This is a genomic window from Ramlibacter sp. (assembly GCF_050250995.1).
Taxonomy (GTDB): Bacteria; Pseudomonadota; Gammaproteobacteria; order Burkholderiales; family Burkholderiaceae_C; genus Ramlibacter.
The window spans coordinates 48,698-64,493 of sequence record NZ_JBFWNP010000016.1; the positions used below are offsets into that span (position 1 = coordinate 48,698).

Sequence of the window (15,796 nt, forward strand, 5' to 3'; positions counted from 1 at the left end):
CATGCCGCAAGCGCAGACCGCCCAGCACAAGGTGGCCGTCGCCGGCGCGTCGGGCCGCATGGGGCACATGCTGATCGAGGCGATCCGCGGCGCCGACGACTGCGCGCTCGCCGGCGCGATCGACCAGGCCTCCAGCCCCGCCATCGGCAACGACGCCTGCGCCTTCCTCGGCACCGCGAGCGGCGTGCCGGTCCACGCGGACATCCGCGCCGGCCTCGCCAATGCCCAGGTGCTGATCGACTTCACGCGGCCGGAGGGCACGATGGAACACCTGAAGGCGTGCCGCGAGCTGGGCGTGAAGCTCGTGATCGGCACGACCGGATTCAGCGAGGCGCAGAAGGAGCGGATCGCCGATGCCGCGCGTGACATCGCGCTCATGTTCGCGCCGAACATGAGCGTGGGCGTCAACGTCACGCTGAAGCTGCTCGAAATGGCCGCGAAGGCGCTCGCCACCGGCTACGACATCGAGATCATCGAGGCGCATCACCGGCACAAGGTCGATGCGCCCTCGGGCACGGCGCTCAAGATGGGCGAAGTGATCGCCGCGGCGATCGGCCGTGACCTGAAGAAGGACGGCGTGTTCGCGCGCCATGGCGTCACGGGCGAGCGCGATCCGTCGACCATCGGCTTTTCCACCATCCGCGGCGGCGACATCGTGGGCGACCACACGGTGCTCTTTGCCGGCACGGGCGAGCGCATCGAGATCACGCACCGGTCCGCGAGCCGCTCCACCTATGCGCAGGGCAGCCTGCGCGCCGTGCGCTTCCTCGCCGACAAGCCGAACGGTCTCTACGACATGTTCGACGTTCTCGGCCTCCGATGACCTTCTGGGAGGTCCTGCGCCAGGGTGACGCGGTCACGCAGGCGGTGGCGCTGCTGCTGCTCGCGATGTCGGTGGCCAGCTGGGTCGTGATCCTGTGGAAGGGCTGGCTGCTGCGGCGCGCGGCGGGCGACGTGGCGCGCAGCACGGCGGCATTCTGGCAGTCCGATTCGCTGGACGATGCGCAGCGCCGGGTCGGCGCGTTCGACCGCGAATCGCTCGTCCTCCCGCTGATCCTGGCCACGGGCGACCAGGCCCCCGGCGCGCTCGCCGCGGCCGCCGACCGTTCGCAGCAGCTCACGCGCGTGCTGCGCGATGCGCTGCACCGCGTGCTCGACAAGCTGCAGTTCGGCCAGGTGCTGCTCGCCACGGTGGGCTCCACCGCGCCCTTCGTGGGCCTGCTCGGCACCGTGTGGGGCATCTATCACGCGCTCACCGGCATCGCGTCGGCCGGGCAGATCACGATCGACAAGGTGTCGGGACCCGTCGGCGAGGCGCTGATCATGACGGCGGCGGGGCTCTTCGTCGCGATCCCCGCCGTGCTCGGCTACAACATCTTCGGCCGGCTCATCGGCCGGATTGAGGCCGACCTCGAAGGGTTCGCGCGCGACCTGCGCGAGCTGCTGACGCACGCGAAGACCCCTTCGCTTGGGACCGCAGGACATGAAGCGGCAGGCGCGGGGACCCACTGACATGGCATTCGGCCGGCTCGAGCGCACGCAGCAGCCGCAGCCCATGAGCGACATCAACGTCACGCCGCTCGTGGACGTGATGCTCGTGCTGGTCGTCATCTTCATCATCACGGCGCCCCTGCTCGCGAGTTCGCTGCGGCTCGACCTGCCGAAGAGCGAGGCCGCGCAGCCGGGCGATGCGCCGCGCTTCGTCTCCATCGGCCTGGACAAGGCCGGCCAGCTCTTCCTGAACGACCAGCCCGTCTCCGCGCGCGAGCTCGCGGAGAAGCTGACGGCCACCGCCAGGGCAAATCCCGACACCGAAGTGCAGCTGCGCGCCGACCAGGCCGTGGCCTACGGCCGCGTGGTCGAAGTGATGGGAATGGCCCAGAAGGCGGGCCTGAGCCGCATCGGATTCGTCGCGCAACCGGGGAACTGAGCGGCCGGGGAAGCCCCCCGCCTACAATTTCCCCATCATGCAAGACAAGTACAACCACCTCGAGGTCGAGCGCGCCGCGCAGGCCGACTGGACCGCGCGCGACGTCTATCGCGTGACCGAGGACCCGCAGAAGGAGAAGTTCTACGCCTGCTCCATGCTGCCCTACCCCTCGGGCAAGCTCCACATGGGCCACGTGCGCAACTACACGATCAACGACATGTTGACGCGCTACCTGCGCATGAACGGCAAGAACGTGCTCATGCCCATGGGCTGGGACGCCTTCGGCCTGCCGGCGGAGAACGCGGCGCTCAAGAACAAGGTGCCGCCCGCGAAGTGGACCTACGAGAACATCGCGTACATGAAGGGCCAGATGCAGGCGATGGGCCTGGCCATCGACTGGAGCCGCGAGGTCGCCACCTGCGACCCGAGCTACTACCGCTGGAACCAGTGGCTGTTCCTGAAGATGCTCGAGAAGGGCATTGCCTACCGCAAGACGCAGGTCGTGAACTGGGATCCGGTGGACATGACCGTGCTCGCCAACGAGCAGGTGATCGACGGCAAGGGCTGGCGCACCGGCGCGGTGGTCGAGAAGCGCGAGATTCCGGGCTACTACCTGAAGATCACCGACTACGCGGATGAACTCCTCACCCACGTGCAGGAGAAGCTGCCGGGCTGGCCCGAGCGCGTGAAGCTGATGCAGGAGAACTGGATCGGCAAGAGCGAGGGCGTGCGCTTCGCCTTCCCGCACGAGATCCGGGGGGACGACGGTCAGTTGATCGGCGACGGGCGCATGTACGTCTTCACGACGCGCGCGGACACGATCATGGGCGTCACCTTCTGCGCGGTGGCGCCCGAGCATCCGCTCGCGCTGCATGCGGCGAAGACGAATCCGGCGCTCGCGGCCTTCATCGAGAAGTGCAGGCAGGGCGGCACGACCGAGGCCGAGCTCGCGCTGCGCGAGAAGGAAGGCATGGACACGGGCCTGACCGTTCGCCATCCGCTCATGAACGAGGACGTGCCGCTGTGGGTCGGCAACTACGTGCTCATGTCGTACGGCGACGGCGCGGTGATGGGCGTGCCCGGCCACGACGAGCGCGACTTCGAGTTCGCGATGAAATACCGGCTGCCGATCATGCAGGTGGTGCATGTCGACGGCGAACACTACGACTACCAGCAGTGGAACGCGTGGTATGCCGACAAGGAAAACGGCGTCACGATCAACTCCGAGAACTTCAGCGGCTTCGGCTACAAGGAGGCGGTGAACGCCGTCGCCCACGCGCTGGAACAGAAGGGCCTGGGCGGCAAGACCGTGCACTGGCGCCTGCGCGACTGGGGCGTGAGCCGCCAGCGCTACTGGGGAACGCCGATCCCGATCATCCACTGCGACGTGCATGGCGCGGTGCCGGTGCCCGAAAAGGACCTGCCCGTGGTGCTGCCGCTGGACTGCGTGCCCGACGGCACGGGCAACCCGCTGAACAAGCGCGAGGACTTCCTGCGTTGCCAGTGCCCGGTCTGCGGCAAGGACGCGCGGCGCGAGACGGACACGATGGACACCTTCGTCGATTCGTCGTGGTACTTCATGCGCTACTGCGACCCGACGAACGACAAGGCGATGGTCGCGGCCGGCACGCAGTACTGGATGCCGATGGACCAGTACATCGGCGGCATCGAGCATGCCATCCTGCACCTGCTCTACGCGCGCTTCTGGACGAAGGTCATGCGCGACATGGGCCTGGTGAAGATCGACGAGCCGTTCACCAAGCTGCTCACGCAGGGCATGGTGCTCAACGAGGCGTTCTACCGGCTCGACAACGGCAAGCACTACTACTGGGCGCACGACCTCGACATCGAGCGCGACGAACATGCGAAGGTAATCTCGGCGAAGTCGAAGGCCGATGGCCTGCCCGTCACGTACGAGGGCTGGACGACGATGTCCAAGTCCAAGAACAACGGCGTCGATCCGCAGGACCTCATCGAGCGCTACGGCGCCGACACCGCGCGGCTGTACACGATGTTCACCGCGCCGCCGGAAGCGACGCTCGAGTGGAACGACTCCGCGCTGGAAGGCTCGTACCGCTTCCTGCGGCGCGTCTGGCAGTTCGGGGTGAAGCTCGGCGCGGGCGGCGCGGCCCAAGCCGCGTCGTACGGCAAGGCCGCGCAGGCCCTGCGCCGCGAGGTCCACACCGTGCTGCGCCAGGTCGACTACGACTACCAGCGCATGCAGTACAACACCGTCGTCTCGGGAGCAATGAAGATCCTCAATGCGCTGGAGGACTTCAAGGCGGCAGCCGACGCGGGCGCCGATGCGGCGCTGCGCGAGGGCTTCGGCATCCTGCTGCGCGTGCTGTATCCGGCCACGCCGCACGTCACGCAGGCGCTGTGGAACGAACTCGGCTACGACAAGTCCATGGGCGATCTGCTCGATGCGCCGTGGCCGCGCGTTGACGAGGCGGCGCTGGTGCAGGACGAAGTCGAGCTGGTGCTGCAGGTCAACGGCAAGCACCGTGGCGCGATCCTCGTGCCGGCCGGCGCGGACAAGGCGGCCATCGAGGAGATCGCGCTGGCGAGCGAGGCCTTCGCCAAGTTCGCCGCAGGCGCGAAGCCCAAGAAGGTGATCGTGGTTCCGGGGCGGCTCGTGAACGTGGTGGTCTGAGGCCATGCCGACGATGCGGAAAGCGACGCGCCGGGCGGTGTGCCTCGGGGGCGCAGTCGCGCTCCTCGCCGGCTGCGGCTTCCAGCTGCGGCAGGCGCCCAACTTTGCGTTCGGCACGCTCGCGATCGCGGGTGCGCCGAATTCGTCCATCGCGGCCGAGCTGCGCCGCAGCATCGGCGCGAGCGGGCAGGTCCAGGTGCTGCCGGACGTGCAGGCGATGCAGTCGCAGGTGGTGCTCGATCTGCTCGACGAGCGGCGCGAGAAAGTGGTGGTGGGCCTGAACGCCACTGGGCAGGTGCGCGAGTTCCAGTTGCGCACGCGCCTTCGCTTTCGCCTGCGCACGCCGCAGGGCAAGGAGCTGATCGCGCCGACCGAGCTGCTGCAGCAGCGCGACATCAGCTTCAGCGAGTCGGCGGTGCTGTCGAAGGAGGCGGAAGAAAACCTGCTCTACCGCGACATGCAGACCGACCTCGTGCAGCAGCTGATGCGGCGGCTCGCCGCCGTGCGCCTCGCCTGATTCGCGCCGGCACGGCCGACGCCTCCGGCTGAGCCGGCTTCCTGCACCGCTTCCTCGGCGCGTCCTACAGCGCGACGGCCCTGGCCGTGCCATACCTTCATCTGACTTGCCGTCACCCGAGGGAGCGCTCAAGATGAATGCGAAGACCATGGCCGCCACCACCGATTCGTTCGTCGCCAAGGAAGCGCAGTACGGCGCGCGGAACTACGCGCCCGTCCACGTGGTCGTCGACCATGCGCTGGACTGCAAGGTGTGGGACGTCGAGGGCCGCGAATACATCGACATGATGAGCGCCTATTCCGCGGTGAGCCATGGCCACCTGCATCCGCGCCTGGTGGCTGCGGCGCAGCGGCAGTTGAAGAAGGTCGCCGTCACATCGCGCGCCTACTACGGCACGACGCTCGGCCCGTTTCTGGAGAAGCTCTCGCAGGTCACGGGATTCGAGCGCGCGCTGCCCATGAACACCGGCGCGGAGGCGGTCGAGACCGCGATCAAGTGCGCGCGGCGCTGGGGCCACCGCGTCAAGGGCATCGCGGACGGACAGCAACAGATCCTCGTGGCGCGCGGCAACTTCCATGGCCGCACCAGCACCATCATCAGTTTCTCCACCGAGCCTTCGTACCAGGACGGGTTCGGCCCGCTTGCGAGCGGCTTCGCGCACTTCGACTTCGGCGACATGGCGAGCATCCGCGCCGCGACGACCGATCGCACCTGCGCCGTGCTGATCGAGCCGATCCAGGGCGAGGCCGGCGTGCTGGTGCCGCCCGCGGGCTTCTTCGGCGAGCTGCGCGCTTGGTGCGACGAGAACAACATCCTGCTGATCGACGATGAAGTGCAGGCGGGGCTGGGGCGCACCGGACGGTGGTTCGCTTTCGAACACGAGGGCATCCGGCCCGATGCGCTCATTCTCGGCAAGGCGCTCGGCGGCGGGCTGCTGCCCATCAGCGCGTTCTGCGCCGATGCGAAGGTGATGGACGTCTTCACGCCCAACAGCCACGGCTCCACCTTCGGCGGCAACGCGCTGGCGGCAGCCGTGGCACTCGAAGGGTTGAAGGTGCTCGAGGACGAAAAGCTCGTGGAGAACTCAGCCGAGCTCGGGCAGTACCTGATCGCGAGCCTGCGCGAAGTGCAGGTGCAGGCCGGCTCGCTGATTCGCGAGGTGCGCGGGCGCGGCTTGTGGGTGGGCGTGGACATCGACCCGGCCCAGGCCACGGCGCGCGAGCTCGTCGAGCGGCTTGCGGCGAAAGGCGTGCTGTCGAAGGAGACGCACGAGACCGTGATCCGCTTCGCGCCGCCGCTCACGATCACGCACGAGCTCATCGACCAGGCGGTCGGCATCTTCCGCGAGGTGTGCCTGGAGAAGGTGCGCGTTGCCTCCGCGTCGCCGACGGTCGAGGTCGCCCACGCCTGAGGCTCGTCGTCCCCCTGGATTCCCGCCTTCGCGGGAATGACGCCCCGCTACACTGCGCGGCATGCAGATCGCTCCGCAGCAGCTCCAGGCCCACCTCGGCAAGGGCCTGAAGTCCCTCTACACCCTGCACGGCGACGAGCCCCTGCTGGTGCAGGAGGCGGCCGATGCCATCCGCGCGGCCGCGCGTTCGCAGGGCTACTCGGAGCGCACGGTGCATACCGTCGCCGGCGCCCATTTCGACTGGAGCGAAGTGCTCGCCGCGGGCGGCTCGCTCTCGCTCTTCGCCGAAAAGCAGATCGTCGAGATCCGCCTGCCTACCGGCAAGCCCGGCAAGGACGGCGGCGGCGCGCTGCAGCAGATCGCCGAGAACGCGCAGGGCAACGACACGACGCTCACGCTCGTGCTGCTGCCCAAGCTCGACTGGCAGATCAGGAAAGGCGCGTGGTTCGGCGCGCTCGACGCGTACGGCGCGACCGTCGAACTCGCGCCCGTGGAGCGCGCCGCGCTGCCGCAGTGGATCGCGCAGCGGCTGGCGAAGCAGGGCCAGCGCGTCGCGGCCGGCGACGAAGGCCACCGCACGCTTCAATTCTTCGCCGACCGCGTCGAGGGCAACCTGCTCGCCGCGCACCAGGAAATCCAGAAGCTGGCTTTGCTGTATCCCGAGGGTGAGCTCGGATTCGAGCAGATCGAGTCCGCGGTGCTCAACGTCGCCCGTTACGACGTGTTCAAGCTGTCCGAAGCCGTGCTCGCCGGGCAGGCGGCGCGGGTGCAGCGCATGCTCGACGGGCTGAAGGCCGAAGGCGAGGCCGAGGTGCTCGTCCACTACACGCTTGCCGAGGACATCCGCGCGCTCAAGCGCGTGAAGGACGCCACGGCCGAGGGCAAGCCGCTGCCGCTCGCGCTTCGCGAAAACCGGGTGTGGGGCGCGAAGGAGCAGCTCTACGGCCGTGTGCTGCCGCGCCTGTCGGCGACGACGCTCGATGAGTTGCTGCAGTCGGCGCACACGGTCGACGGCATCGTCAAAGGCCTGAAATCGCCCGACTGGCCGAATGACGGCTGGCAAGCCCTCCACAGGCTCGCCATGACCGTCTGCCGGGCGTGCCTTGCTCCCTCCACCTCCGGGGAGGGCGGGGCGGGGTCCCGAAGGGGGAGGGGATAATAGGGGCATGAACGCGCTGAACGTCGCCGAATACATGCAGACGCTCGGGCTGCAGGCCCGCGAGGCGTCGGCTCGCATGGCCGCCGCGACCGCGGCCGAGAAGAACGCGGTGCTGCGCTCGCTCGCTGCGCTGCTTCGCAAGAGCGTGGCCACGCTGGCCGCGGACAACGCGAAGGACATCGAACGCGCCGTCGCCGCCGGCCTCTCGGCCCCGATGGTCGACCGGCTCAAGCTCACCCCGAAGATCATCGAGACGCTCGCCGTCGGCTGCGAGCAGCTCGCCGCCATGGCCGACATCGTGGGCGAGATCTCCGGCTTGCAGCAGCAGCCGAGCGGCATCCGTGTCGGCCGCATGCGCGTGCCGCTGGGCGTCTTCGGCATGATCTACGAAAGCCGGCCGAACGTGACCATCGAGGCGGCGTCGCTCTCGATCAAGAGCGGCAACGCCTGCGTGCTGCGCGGCGGCTCCGAAGCCATCGACTCCAACAAGGCGCTCGCGCGGCTCGTGCAGCAGGCATTGGCGGAAGGCGGCCTGCCCGCCGAGGCGGTGCAGATCGTTCAGACCACCGACCGCGAGGCGGTGGGCCAGCTGATCGCGATGCCGCAGTACGTCGACGTCATCATCCCGCGCGGCGGCAAGAGCCTGATCGAGCGCATCAGCCGCGACGCGAAGGTGCCGGTCATCAAGCACCTCGACGGCAACTGCCACACCTATGTCGACGATCCCTGCGACGTCGACATGGCCGTGCGCGTCGCCGACAACGCCAAGACGCAGAAGTACAGCCCCTGCAACGCGAGCGAAGGGCTTCTGGTCGCGCGCGGCGTGGCGAAGGACTTCCTGCCGAGGATCGCGGCGGTGTTCGCCGCCAAGGGTGTCGAGATGCGCTGCGACGCCGAAGGCCGCGACATTCTTCGCGACTACCCCACGGCCGCCGCGACCGAGCAGGACTGGTCCGAGGAATACCTCGCGCCCATCATCAGCATCAAGGTGGTCGCCGGCCTCGACGAGGCCATCGCCCACATCAACCGCTACTCCTCGCACCACACCGACGCGATCCTCACCCGCGACCACATGCATGCGCAGCGCTTCCTGCGCGAAGTGGATTCCGCGAGCGTGATGGTCAACACGAGCACGCGCTTCGCCGACGGCTTCGAGTACGGGCTCGGCGCCGAGATCGGCATCAGCACGGACAAGTTCCATGCGCGCGGGCCGGTCGGCATCGAAGGGCTGACTTCGCTCAAGTGGGTGGTGCTCGGCAACGGCGAACTTCGCAGCTAGGCGCGCATGGTCCCCCACCTCGTCACCGCCCTCACCGGCCCCACCAACGAGCTCGAGCAGCGCGTGCTCGACTCCATGCCCGCCATCGAGCGCTGGTTCCGCCTCGAGTGGATGGAGCACACGCCGCCGTTCTACTCGTCGGTCGACATCCGCAACGCGGGCTTCAAGCTCGCGCCGGTCGACACCAACCTGTACCCCGGCGGCTGGAACAACCTCACGCCCGAGATGCTGCCGCTGGCCGTGCAGGCGGCGATGGCGGCTATCGAGAAGATCTGCCCCGAGGCCAAGAACCTCCTGGTCATCCCCGAGAACAACACGCGCAGCACGTTCTACCTCTCGAACGTGCTGCAGTTGAAGCGCATCTTCCACATGGCCGGGCTGAACGTCCGCATCGGCTCCATCAGCCCCGACATCAAGAAGCCGACGCAGGTCACGCTTCCGACGGGCGAGACGATCGTGCTCGAGCCGGTGGTGCGCAGCAAGCGGCGCCTGGGGCTCAAGGACTTCGACCCCTGCACGATCCTCATGAACAACGACCTGTCGGCCGGGCCGCCGGGCATTCTCGAGGACCTCCACGAGCAGTACCTGCTGCCGCCGCTGCACGCGGGCTGGTCGGTGCGCCGCAAGAGCCGGCACTTCAAGAGCTACGAAGAAGTCGCCAAGCGCTTCGGCAAGATGCTGGGGATCGACTCGTGGCTGATCAATCCGCTGTTCAACAGCTGCGGCCAGCTCGACTTCAACGAGGCGCACGGCCTGGACTGCCTCACGACCAACGTCGACGCGCTGCTCGCGAAGATCCGAAAGAAGTACAAGGAATACGGCATCAACGAGAAGCCGTTCGTGGTGGTGAAGGCCGACAACGGCACTCACGGCATGGGCATCATGACCGTGCGCGACGTGAAGGACCTGGCGGACATCGGCAGCCGCACGAAGAGCCGGATGGCCGTCGACCAGGACGGCCGGCCGGTCAGCGAGGTCATCATCCAGGAAGGCGTGCTGACGGCCGAGCGCATCAACGAGGCCGTGGCCGAGCCCGTGGTCTACATGATGGACCGCTACGTCGTGGGCGGCTTCTATCGCGTGCATGCCGAGCGTGGCGACGACGAGAACCTCAATGCGCCGGGCGCGCACTTCGTGCCGCTGGCCTTTTCGGAAAGCACGCGCCTGCCGCAACCCGGCCAGAAGCCCGGCGCGAGCGCGCCCAATCGGTTCTACATGTACGGCGTGATCGGCCGGCTGGCGATGCTGGCGGCGAGCTACGAACTCGAGGCGACCGATCCTGAAGCCGAGGTCTACGAGTAGGTCGAAGGTGCAGCCGCGAACCTCGTTGCTGCACCGCAACATGGCGGATGCGGCGAGCCCGACGGCAGGCGTACGATAGCGGTCCCAAAGGAACCGAACCCCGAGCGCACGCGCGCGAGCGCGTCTGACGGGGTCGTACCGTGCAGAACTCGAAATCGTCTCTCGCGGCGCTCACCCTCGGCGCCATCGGCATCGTCTACGGAGACATCGGCACCAGCGTGCTCTACGCGCTCAAGGTGCTCTTCAACACGGGCCACGTTCCGCTCACGCCGGCCAACGTGTACGGCGTGCTCTCGATGGTGTTCTGGACGATCACCGTCATCGTCTCGCTCAAGTACGTCACGCTGATCCTGCGCGCCGACAACAACGGCGAGGGCGGGCTGGTGGCCATGCTCGCGCTGGCCTCGCGCGCGGTGGCGGACCGACCGGAGCTGCGGCGCTGGCTGCTCGCCGTCGGCATCTTCGGCACCGCCATCTTCTACGGCGACGGGGTCATCACGCCCGCGATCTCGGTGCTCTCCGCGCTGGAGGGCATCGAACTCGTCTCGCCGGTGATGAAGCCCTACGTCCAGCCCGCCGCGCTCGTGATCCTCTTCCTGCTCTTCTACGTGCAGAAGAACGGCACGAGCGGCATCGGCCGCTACTTCGGGCCGATCTGCGCGCTGTGGTTCATCGTGCTCGCCGCGCTGGGCATTCCGCACATCTGGTCGCATCCCGAGGTGCTGGGCGCGGTCAGCCCGCACCACGCGCTGCGCTTCATGTTCCAGAATCCGGGCACGACCTTCGTCCTGCTCGGCGCATTGATCCTGTGCGTCACCGGGGCCGAGGCCCTGTATGCGGACATGGGCCACTTCGGCAAGAAGCCGATCCGCTTCGCGTGGTTCGGCCTCGTCATGCCGTCGCTGCTGCTCAACTACTTCGGCCAGGGCGCGCTGCTGCTGGAGAACCCGGCGGCGCTCGAGAATCCGTTCTACCTGATGGCGCCGTCGTACCTGCTGCTGCCGCTCGTGATCCTGGCGACGGCCGCGACGGTGATCGCATCGCAGGCGCTGCTGTCCGCCGCCTTCTCGGTGACGAAGCAGGTGATCCAGCTCGGCTACCTGCCGCGCATGGCGATCCACCACACGTCCGTGCGCGAGACGGGACAGGTGTACGTGCCCGTCGTGAACTGGACGCTGTTCGGCGCGATCGTGGTGGCGGTGGTCCTCTTTCGCGATTCGACCAGCCTGTCGGCCGCCTACGGCATCGCGATCACGATCGACATGCTGATCACCACCGTGCTCACCTTCTTCGTGATCCGGTACGCGTGGCGGCTGCCCCTCGCGCTTTGCGTGGGCGCGACCGGCCTGTTCTTCGTCATCGACGTGCTGTTCTTCAGCTCCAACGTCCTGAAGATCATCGACGGCGGCTGGTTCCCGGTGCTGATCGGCATGCTGATGTTCACGGTCATGATGACGTGGAAACAGGGCCGCGAGATCCTCAACGCGAAGCTGCGCACCGACGCAATCGACCTGAACAGCTTTCTCGAGGCGGTGTTCGTCACGCCGCCCACGCGCGTGGAGGGCACGGCCGTCTTCATGACGGCGGAGCCGGGCGCGGTGCCCAACGCGATGCTGCACAACCTCAAGCACAACAAGGTGCTGCACGACCACAACCTGTTCGTGACGGTGCGCAACCACGAGGTGCCGTGGATTCCCCTCGACAAGCGCGTGGAGATCACCTCGCTCGGCCACGATTGCTGGCAGGTCATCCTCAACTACGGCTTCAAGAACAACTACGACATCCCGCGCGCGCTGGAGCGAATGCGCGACCGCGGCTGCGAGATCGAGCCAATGACGACCAGCTACTTCCTTTCGCGCGACGTCGTGGTGCCCACCATCGGGGCCGGCATGGCGCCGTGGCGCGAGAAGCTGTTCGCGCAGATGCACTACAACGCGAGCGCGGCGGCGGACTTCCTGAACCTGCCCAGCAACTCGGTCGTGGAGCTCGGCTCCAAAGTGGAGATTTGACGGCGCGCGGCGCGGGCATTCTCGTTGTGCGACAGTCCGGTGCATGAAACTGCTCTTCGTCGCCGACCCGCTGGAAGCCTTCAAGGTCTACAAGGACACCACGTTCTCGATGATGCGGGAGGCGCAGGCGCGCGGCCATCGCATCGCGGCCTGCGAGCCCGCGCACATCGTCTGGCAGTCCGGCGGCGTCGTGCAGGCGCTGGTGCGCGAGATCGAACTGACCGGAAGCACGAACGACGACGACTGGTTTCGTGAAGCGAAATCCGCGCGCTGGGCGCTGAAGGACTTCGACGCCATCGTCATGCGCAAGGATCCGCCCTTCGACAGCGAATACTTCTACGCGACGCACCTGCTGGAGCAGGCCGAACGCGAAGGCGCGCGCGTGTTCAACAAGCCCGCGGCGCTGCGCGACCATCCCGAGAAACTCGCGATCATGGAGTTTCCGCAGTACGTGAGCCCGACGCTCGTCACGCGCGACGCTCAGGAGGTCCGGCGCTTCCATGCGGAACACCAGGACATCATCCTGAAGCCCCTCGACGGCATGGGCGGCATGGGCATATTCCGCGTGGGCCCGGACGGGCTGAACCTCGGCTCGATCGTCGAGACGCTCAATCACGATGGCGCGACCACGATCATGGTGCAGCGCTTCGTGCCCGAGATCGTGCAGGGCGACAAGCGCGTGCTGGTGATCGGCGGCGAGCCGGTGCCGTTCAGCCTCGCCCGCATTCCGCAGGGCAGCGAGGTGCGCGGCAACCTCGCGGCGGGCGGCAAGGGCGTGGCGCAGCCGCTGACCGCGAAGGACCTGGAGATCGCGAAAGCCATCGGCCCCGTGCTCGCGAAACGCGGCCTGCTGCTGGTCGGGCTCGACGTCATCGGCGACTGCCTGACCGAGATCAACGTGACCAGCCCGACGTGCTTCCAGGAGATCACGCAGCAGGCGGGCTTCGACGTGCCGAAGATGTTCGTGGACGCGCTGGAACGCGCGCTCGCGTAGCGCTTAGAGCGCCACGCCGTCCTGGAACACGCGCAGTTCACCCGGCCCGAACTGCGTCCATTCCTCGTTCACCGTCAGCGGCGCGGTGACGACCACGGCCACCTTGTCCTGCGGCGTCGTGTTCCGCGCGAAGTCGATGGCCACGTCCTCGTCCTTCAGTTGCGCATGCGCGAACGGATGCTTGCGCTCCACGTAGTACAGATTCGTGGAGCAGTGCGCCCACAGCGCGACGCCGTTGGACAGCAGGAAGTTGAACGTCCCGTGCTTCGCGATGCGCGACACGAGTTCGCGCAGCGTGAGCGTGAGCTCCTCCACGTCGGGGACGCCGGCGTGCGACTTCGACAGCTCCTGCATGATCCAGCAGAAGGCGCGTTCGCTGTCGGTGTTGCCCACGGGACGGAAGTTCGCGTGCAGGCGCGGGTGGAAGTCCTTCAGGTCGCCGTTGTGCGCGAACACCCAGTAGCGCCCCCACAGCTCGCGCACGAAAGGGTGGCAGTTCTCCAGCGCCACTTCGCCCTGCGTCGCCTTGCGGATGTGCGCGACGACGTGGCGGCTCTTGATCGGGTAGCGGCGAATCAGCTCGGCCACGGGCGAATCGCAGGCGGGCTGGTGGTCGACGAAATGGCGCAGTCCGAGCCCCTCGAAGAAGGCGATGCCCCAGCCGTCGGCATGATGGTCCGTGCGGCCGCCGCGCTGGGCGAAGCCGCCGAAGCTGAACTGCACGTCGGTCGGCGTGTTGCAGTTCATTCCGAGCAATTGGCACATGGGATCGATTATTGGCGAGCTGCCGGTTCTTCGGGCGCATCGTGCAGTCGCCAGGCGGCGACCATCGCCACCGCGCAGAGGAAGGCGAGCAGCAGGAAGGACTCGTTGAAGGCCGCGATGCGTCCCGGACCCGTCTGCGCGTTCGCGAGCGAATCGCCGTGCGCCGCGAGCCGCCATTCGAGGAACACGGCGCAAAGGCTGATGCCGGCCGCGCCGCCCAGCATGCGCATGAAATTGATCGCGCTCGCCCCGAACGAGATCAGGTTCGACGGCAGGCCGCGCATCGCGCCGATGTTGAGCGAAGGCAGGATGAAGCCGAGGCCGATGCGACCGAGGATCGACCACACCACCAGCAGCACCAGCGGCCGTGCCGCGTCGATGGTCGGCATGAGAGCAAACGACGCGGCGAGCATGCCAAGCCCGCCGGCGACGAGCACCCGGGTGGGGAAGCGATGCGTGATGCGCCCGACGATGCCGATGGTGGCCGCGAGCACGAGGCCGGCCGGCAGCAGGATCGTGCCGACGTGCGACGGGGCCAGATTCAGGCCCAGCTGCATGTACACCGGCAGCAGATACGTCGAGCCGAACAGCGCGGTGCCGTAGATGAAGGCGACGATGCTGCCCATCGCATAGCGACGGTGCGCGAAGAGGCCGAGGTGCATCAGCGGCTCGCGTCCGGTCGCCACCGAGCGGCGCTCCCACCAGAGGAAGGCGCCGAACGAGACCGCGGCCACCGCCAGCAGCGGGACTGCCTGGGCCGCGGAGCTGCCGTGCAATTCCACCAGCCCGTTGAGCAGGCAGATCGTGCCCACGGTCGCGATGGCGAGGCCGCGCCAGTCGAGGCGTGCGCCGTCGCGGTCCGCGGCCACGCCGCCCGGACCTGAGACCGGCACGAGCTTGTACGCGAGCGCGATGGACACCAGGCAGAAAGGCACGACCATGAAGAAGGTCGAGCGCCAGCCGAAGAGGTCGACGAGCACGCCGCCGATGCTGGGGCCGAGCGCGGGCGCGAGCACGACGCCCATGCCGAACATGCCGCTCGCCCGGCCCTGCTCGTGCGGCTCGAAGGCGCGCAGCATGATGATGGCGGGGATGGGCTGCACGACGCCGGCGGCGAGGCCCTCGGCCACGCGCGCGGCCAGCACCAGCGGATAGCTGCCCGCCACGCCGCCCAGCACGCCGCCGGCGAGCAGCACGAGCATCGCGACCACGTACGTGCGGCGATAGCCGTAGCGCGCGAGCAGCCAGGGCGTCGTGAGCATCGAGACGGTGGTCGCGATCATGAAGCCGGAGCTGACCCACTGCGCGCGCTCCTGGCCGAGCACGAAGTAGCGGCTCATCTCGGGAATCGCCACGTTGACGATGGTCGAGGACATGATGGAGGCCATCGTGCCGACCATCACGGCCATGAGCAGCAGCCAGCGGTAGCGCGGGCCGTGGCGCGCCTGCAGTGCGGCGAGCGAGCCGGGGGGGTGTTCGGAGGCTGAATTCATTCGTGCAGCCATGATAGGCGGCACGCGCTCGCGCTACGAAGAGGGGGGCGAGTCGGAGGCCGGGAACGAATCAGCCGAAGCGGCCGCGCAAGCGCTGCAGATGCAGGCCATGCGCTGTTTTTCCGCCGGCACCCGCGCGAGCAGCTCGGCGCTGAAATCGACGCCCAGGCACCAGCAGGGCGGCTGCTTCACGCCGCTCTCGCGCTCGACCTCCATCGCGCAGCGGTTGGGCTTGCCGCACAGCGGGCAGGCCGTGGCGTCGAGCGGTGGGGTCGCCATGCCGC

14 protein-coding genes are annotated in these 15,796 nt (G+C 67.9%); 11 read left to right on the forward strand and 3 right to left on the reverse strand.

From position 1 onward, the window contains the following. Nucleotide 1 precedes the first annotated feature (1 nt). The 11 genes from dapB to gshB all read left to right on the forward strand — a co-directional run bounded on the left by dapB (nt 2) and on the right by gshB (nt 13,254). A complete protein-coding gene (dapB, locus tag AB7E83_RS12855; protein ID WP_428570007.1) occupies nt 2-823 on the forward strand; it encodes a 4-hydroxy-tetrahydrodipicolinate reductase in 822 nt (273 codons plus the stop codon). Further along, the gene (locus tag AB7E83_RS12860) at nt 820-1,512 is read left to right on the forward strand and encodes a MotA/TolQ/ExbB proton channel family protein (RefSeq protein WP_428570010.1); all 693 of its coding nucleotides are present in this window, start codon (nt 820-822) and stop codon (nt 1,510-1,512) included. Before dapB ends, AB7E83_RS12860 begins: the two co-directional genes overlap by 4 nt. 1 nt (nt 1,513) lies before the next feature. Then, a complete protein-coding gene (locus tag AB7E83_RS12865) occupies nt 1,514-1,930 on the forward strand; it encodes an ExbD/TolR family protein (protein WP_428570013.1) in 417 nt (138 codons plus the stop codon). Nucleotides 1,931-1,967: 37 nt separating this feature from the next. Continuing rightward, a complete protein-coding gene (gene leuS, locus AB7E83_RS12870) occupies nt 1,968-4,583 on the forward strand; it encodes a leucine--tRNA ligase (protein ID WP_428570016.1) in 2,616 nt (871 codons plus the stop codon). Between the two features lie 13 nt (nt 4,584-4,596). Beyond that, nucleotides 4,597-5,100, forward strand: a complete 504-nt coding sequence (gene lptE, locus AB7E83_RS12875) for an LPS assembly lipoprotein LptE (RefSeq protein ID WP_428570019.1) — start codon at nt 4,597-4,599, stop codon at nt 5,098-5,100. 133 nt (nt 5,101-5,233) lie between these two features. Beyond that, nucleotides 5,234-6,511 carry an ornithine--oxo-acid transaminase gene (gene rocD, locus AB7E83_RS12880; RefSeq protein WP_428570022.1) on the forward strand — a complete coding sequence of 426 codons (1,278 nt, stop codon included), beginning with the start codon at nt 5,234-5,236 and terminating at the stop codon, nt 6,509-6,511. 61 nt (nt 6,512-6,572) lie between these two features. Then, nucleotides 6,573-7,670: a DNA polymerase III subunit delta gene (gene holA / locus AB7E83_RS12885; protein WP_428570025.1), complete on the forward strand. Its 1,098-nt coding sequence runs from the start codon at nt 6,573-6,575 to the stop codon at nt 7,668-7,670. A gap of 7 nt (nt 7,671-7,677) precedes the next feature. Then, on the forward strand, nt 7,678-8,949 hold the full coding sequence (locus tag AB7E83_RS12890; protein ID WP_428570028.1) for a glutamate-5-semialdehyde dehydrogenase: 1,272 nt from the start codon (nt 7,678-7,680) through the stop codon (nt 8,947-8,949). Nucleotides 8,950-8,955: 6 nt separating this feature from the next. Continuing rightward, nucleotides 8,956-10,251, forward strand: coding sequence for a glutamate--cysteine ligase (gene gshA / locus AB7E83_RS12895; RefSeq protein WP_428570031.1), 1,296 nt, complete (start codon nt 8,956-8,958; stop codon nt 10,249-10,251). A gap of 140 nt (nt 10,252-10,391) precedes the next feature. Further along, nucleotides 10,392-12,260: a potassium transporter Kup gene (locus AB7E83_RS12900; protein ID WP_428570034.1), complete on the forward strand. Its 1,869-nt coding sequence runs from the start codon at nt 10,392-10,394 to the stop codon at nt 12,258-12,260. A gap of 43 nt (nt 12,261-12,303) precedes the next feature. Beyond that, nucleotides 12,304-13,254: a glutathione synthase gene (gene gshB / locus AB7E83_RS12905; RefSeq protein ID WP_428570036.1), complete on the forward strand. Its 951-nt coding sequence runs from the start codon at nt 12,304-12,306 to the stop codon at nt 13,252-13,254. Nucleotides 13,255-13,257: 3 nt separating this feature from the next. Here gshB and AB7E83_RS12910 read toward each other — a convergent pair whose 3' ends face one another. Genes AB7E83_RS12910 through AB7E83_RS12920 form a run of 3 tightly spaced genes read right to left on the reverse strand, consistent with a single transcriptional unit; the run spans nt 13,258 to nt 15,791 of the window. Then, complete coding sequence (locus AB7E83_RS12910; RefSeq protein ID WP_428570037.1) at nt 13,258-14,019, reverse strand: class II glutamine amidotransferase; 762 nt, start codon at nt 14,017-14,019, stop codon at nt 13,258-13,260. A gap of 8 nt (nt 14,020-14,027) precedes the next feature. Continuing rightward, the gene (locus tag AB7E83_RS12915; protein ID WP_428570038.1) at nt 14,028-15,512 is read right to left on the reverse strand and encodes an MFS transporter; all 1,485 of its coding nucleotides are present in this window, start codon (nt 15,510-15,512) and stop codon (nt 14,028-14,030) included. A 33-nt stretch (nt 15,513-15,545) separates the two neighbouring features. After that, nucleotides 15,546-15,791, reverse strand: a complete 246-nt coding sequence (locus tag AB7E83_RS12920) for a cysteine-rich CWC family protein (protein ID WP_428570040.1) — start codon at nt 15,789-15,791, stop codon at nt 15,546-15,548. Nucleotides 15,792-15,796 lie beyond the last annotated feature (5 nt).

Coding starts and splice junctions, on each gene's coding strand:
- AB7E83_RS12890 (WP_428570028.1), top strand. CDS start 7,678: ATGAACGCGCTGAACGTCGCCGAATACATGCAGACGCTCGGGCTGCAG.
- AB7E83_RS12915 (WP_428570038.1), bottom strand. CDS start 15,512: ATGAATTCAGCCTCCGAACACCCCCCCGGCTCGCTCGCCGCACTGCAG.
- AB7E83_RS12910 (WP_428570037.1), bottom strand. CDS start 14,019: ATGTGCCAATTGCTCGGAATGAACTGCAACACGCCGACCGACGTGCAG.
- holA (WP_428570025.1), top strand. CDS start 6,573: ATGCAGATCGCTCCGCAGCAGCTCCAGGCCCACCTCGGCAAGGGCCTG.
- lptE (WP_428570019.1), top strand. CDS start 4,597: ATGCGGAAAGCGACGCGCCGGGCGGTGTGCCTCGGGGGCGCAGTCGCG.
- gshA (WP_428570031.1), top strand. CDS start 8,956: ATGGTCCCCCACCTCGTCACCGCCCTCACCGGCCCCACCAACGAGCTC.
- AB7E83_RS12865 (WP_428570013.1), top strand. CDS start 1,514: ATGGCATTCGGCCGGCTCGAGCGCACGCAGCAGCCGCAGCCCATGAGC.
- gshB (WP_428570036.1), top strand. CDS start 12,304: ATGAAACTGCTCTTCGTCGCCGACCCGCTGGAAGCCTTCAAGGTCTAC.
- rocD (WP_428570022.1), top strand. CDS start 5,234: ATGAATGCGAAGACCATGGCCGCCACCACCGATTCGTTCGTCGCCAAG.
- AB7E83_RS12860 (WP_428570010.1), top strand. CDS start 820: ATGACCTTCTGGGAGGTCCTGCGCCAGGGTGACGCGGTCACGCAGGCG.
- leuS (WP_428570016.1), top strand. CDS start 1,968: ATGCAAGACAAGTACAACCACCTCGAGGTCGAGCGCGCCGCGCAGGCC.
- AB7E83_RS12920 (WP_428570040.1), bottom strand. CDS start 15,791: ATGGCGACCCCACCGCTCGACGCCACGGCCTGCCCGCTGTGCGGCAAG.
- dapB (WP_428570007.1), top strand. CDS start 2: ATGCCGCAAGCGCAGACCGCCCAGCACAAGGTGGCCGTCGCCGGCGCG.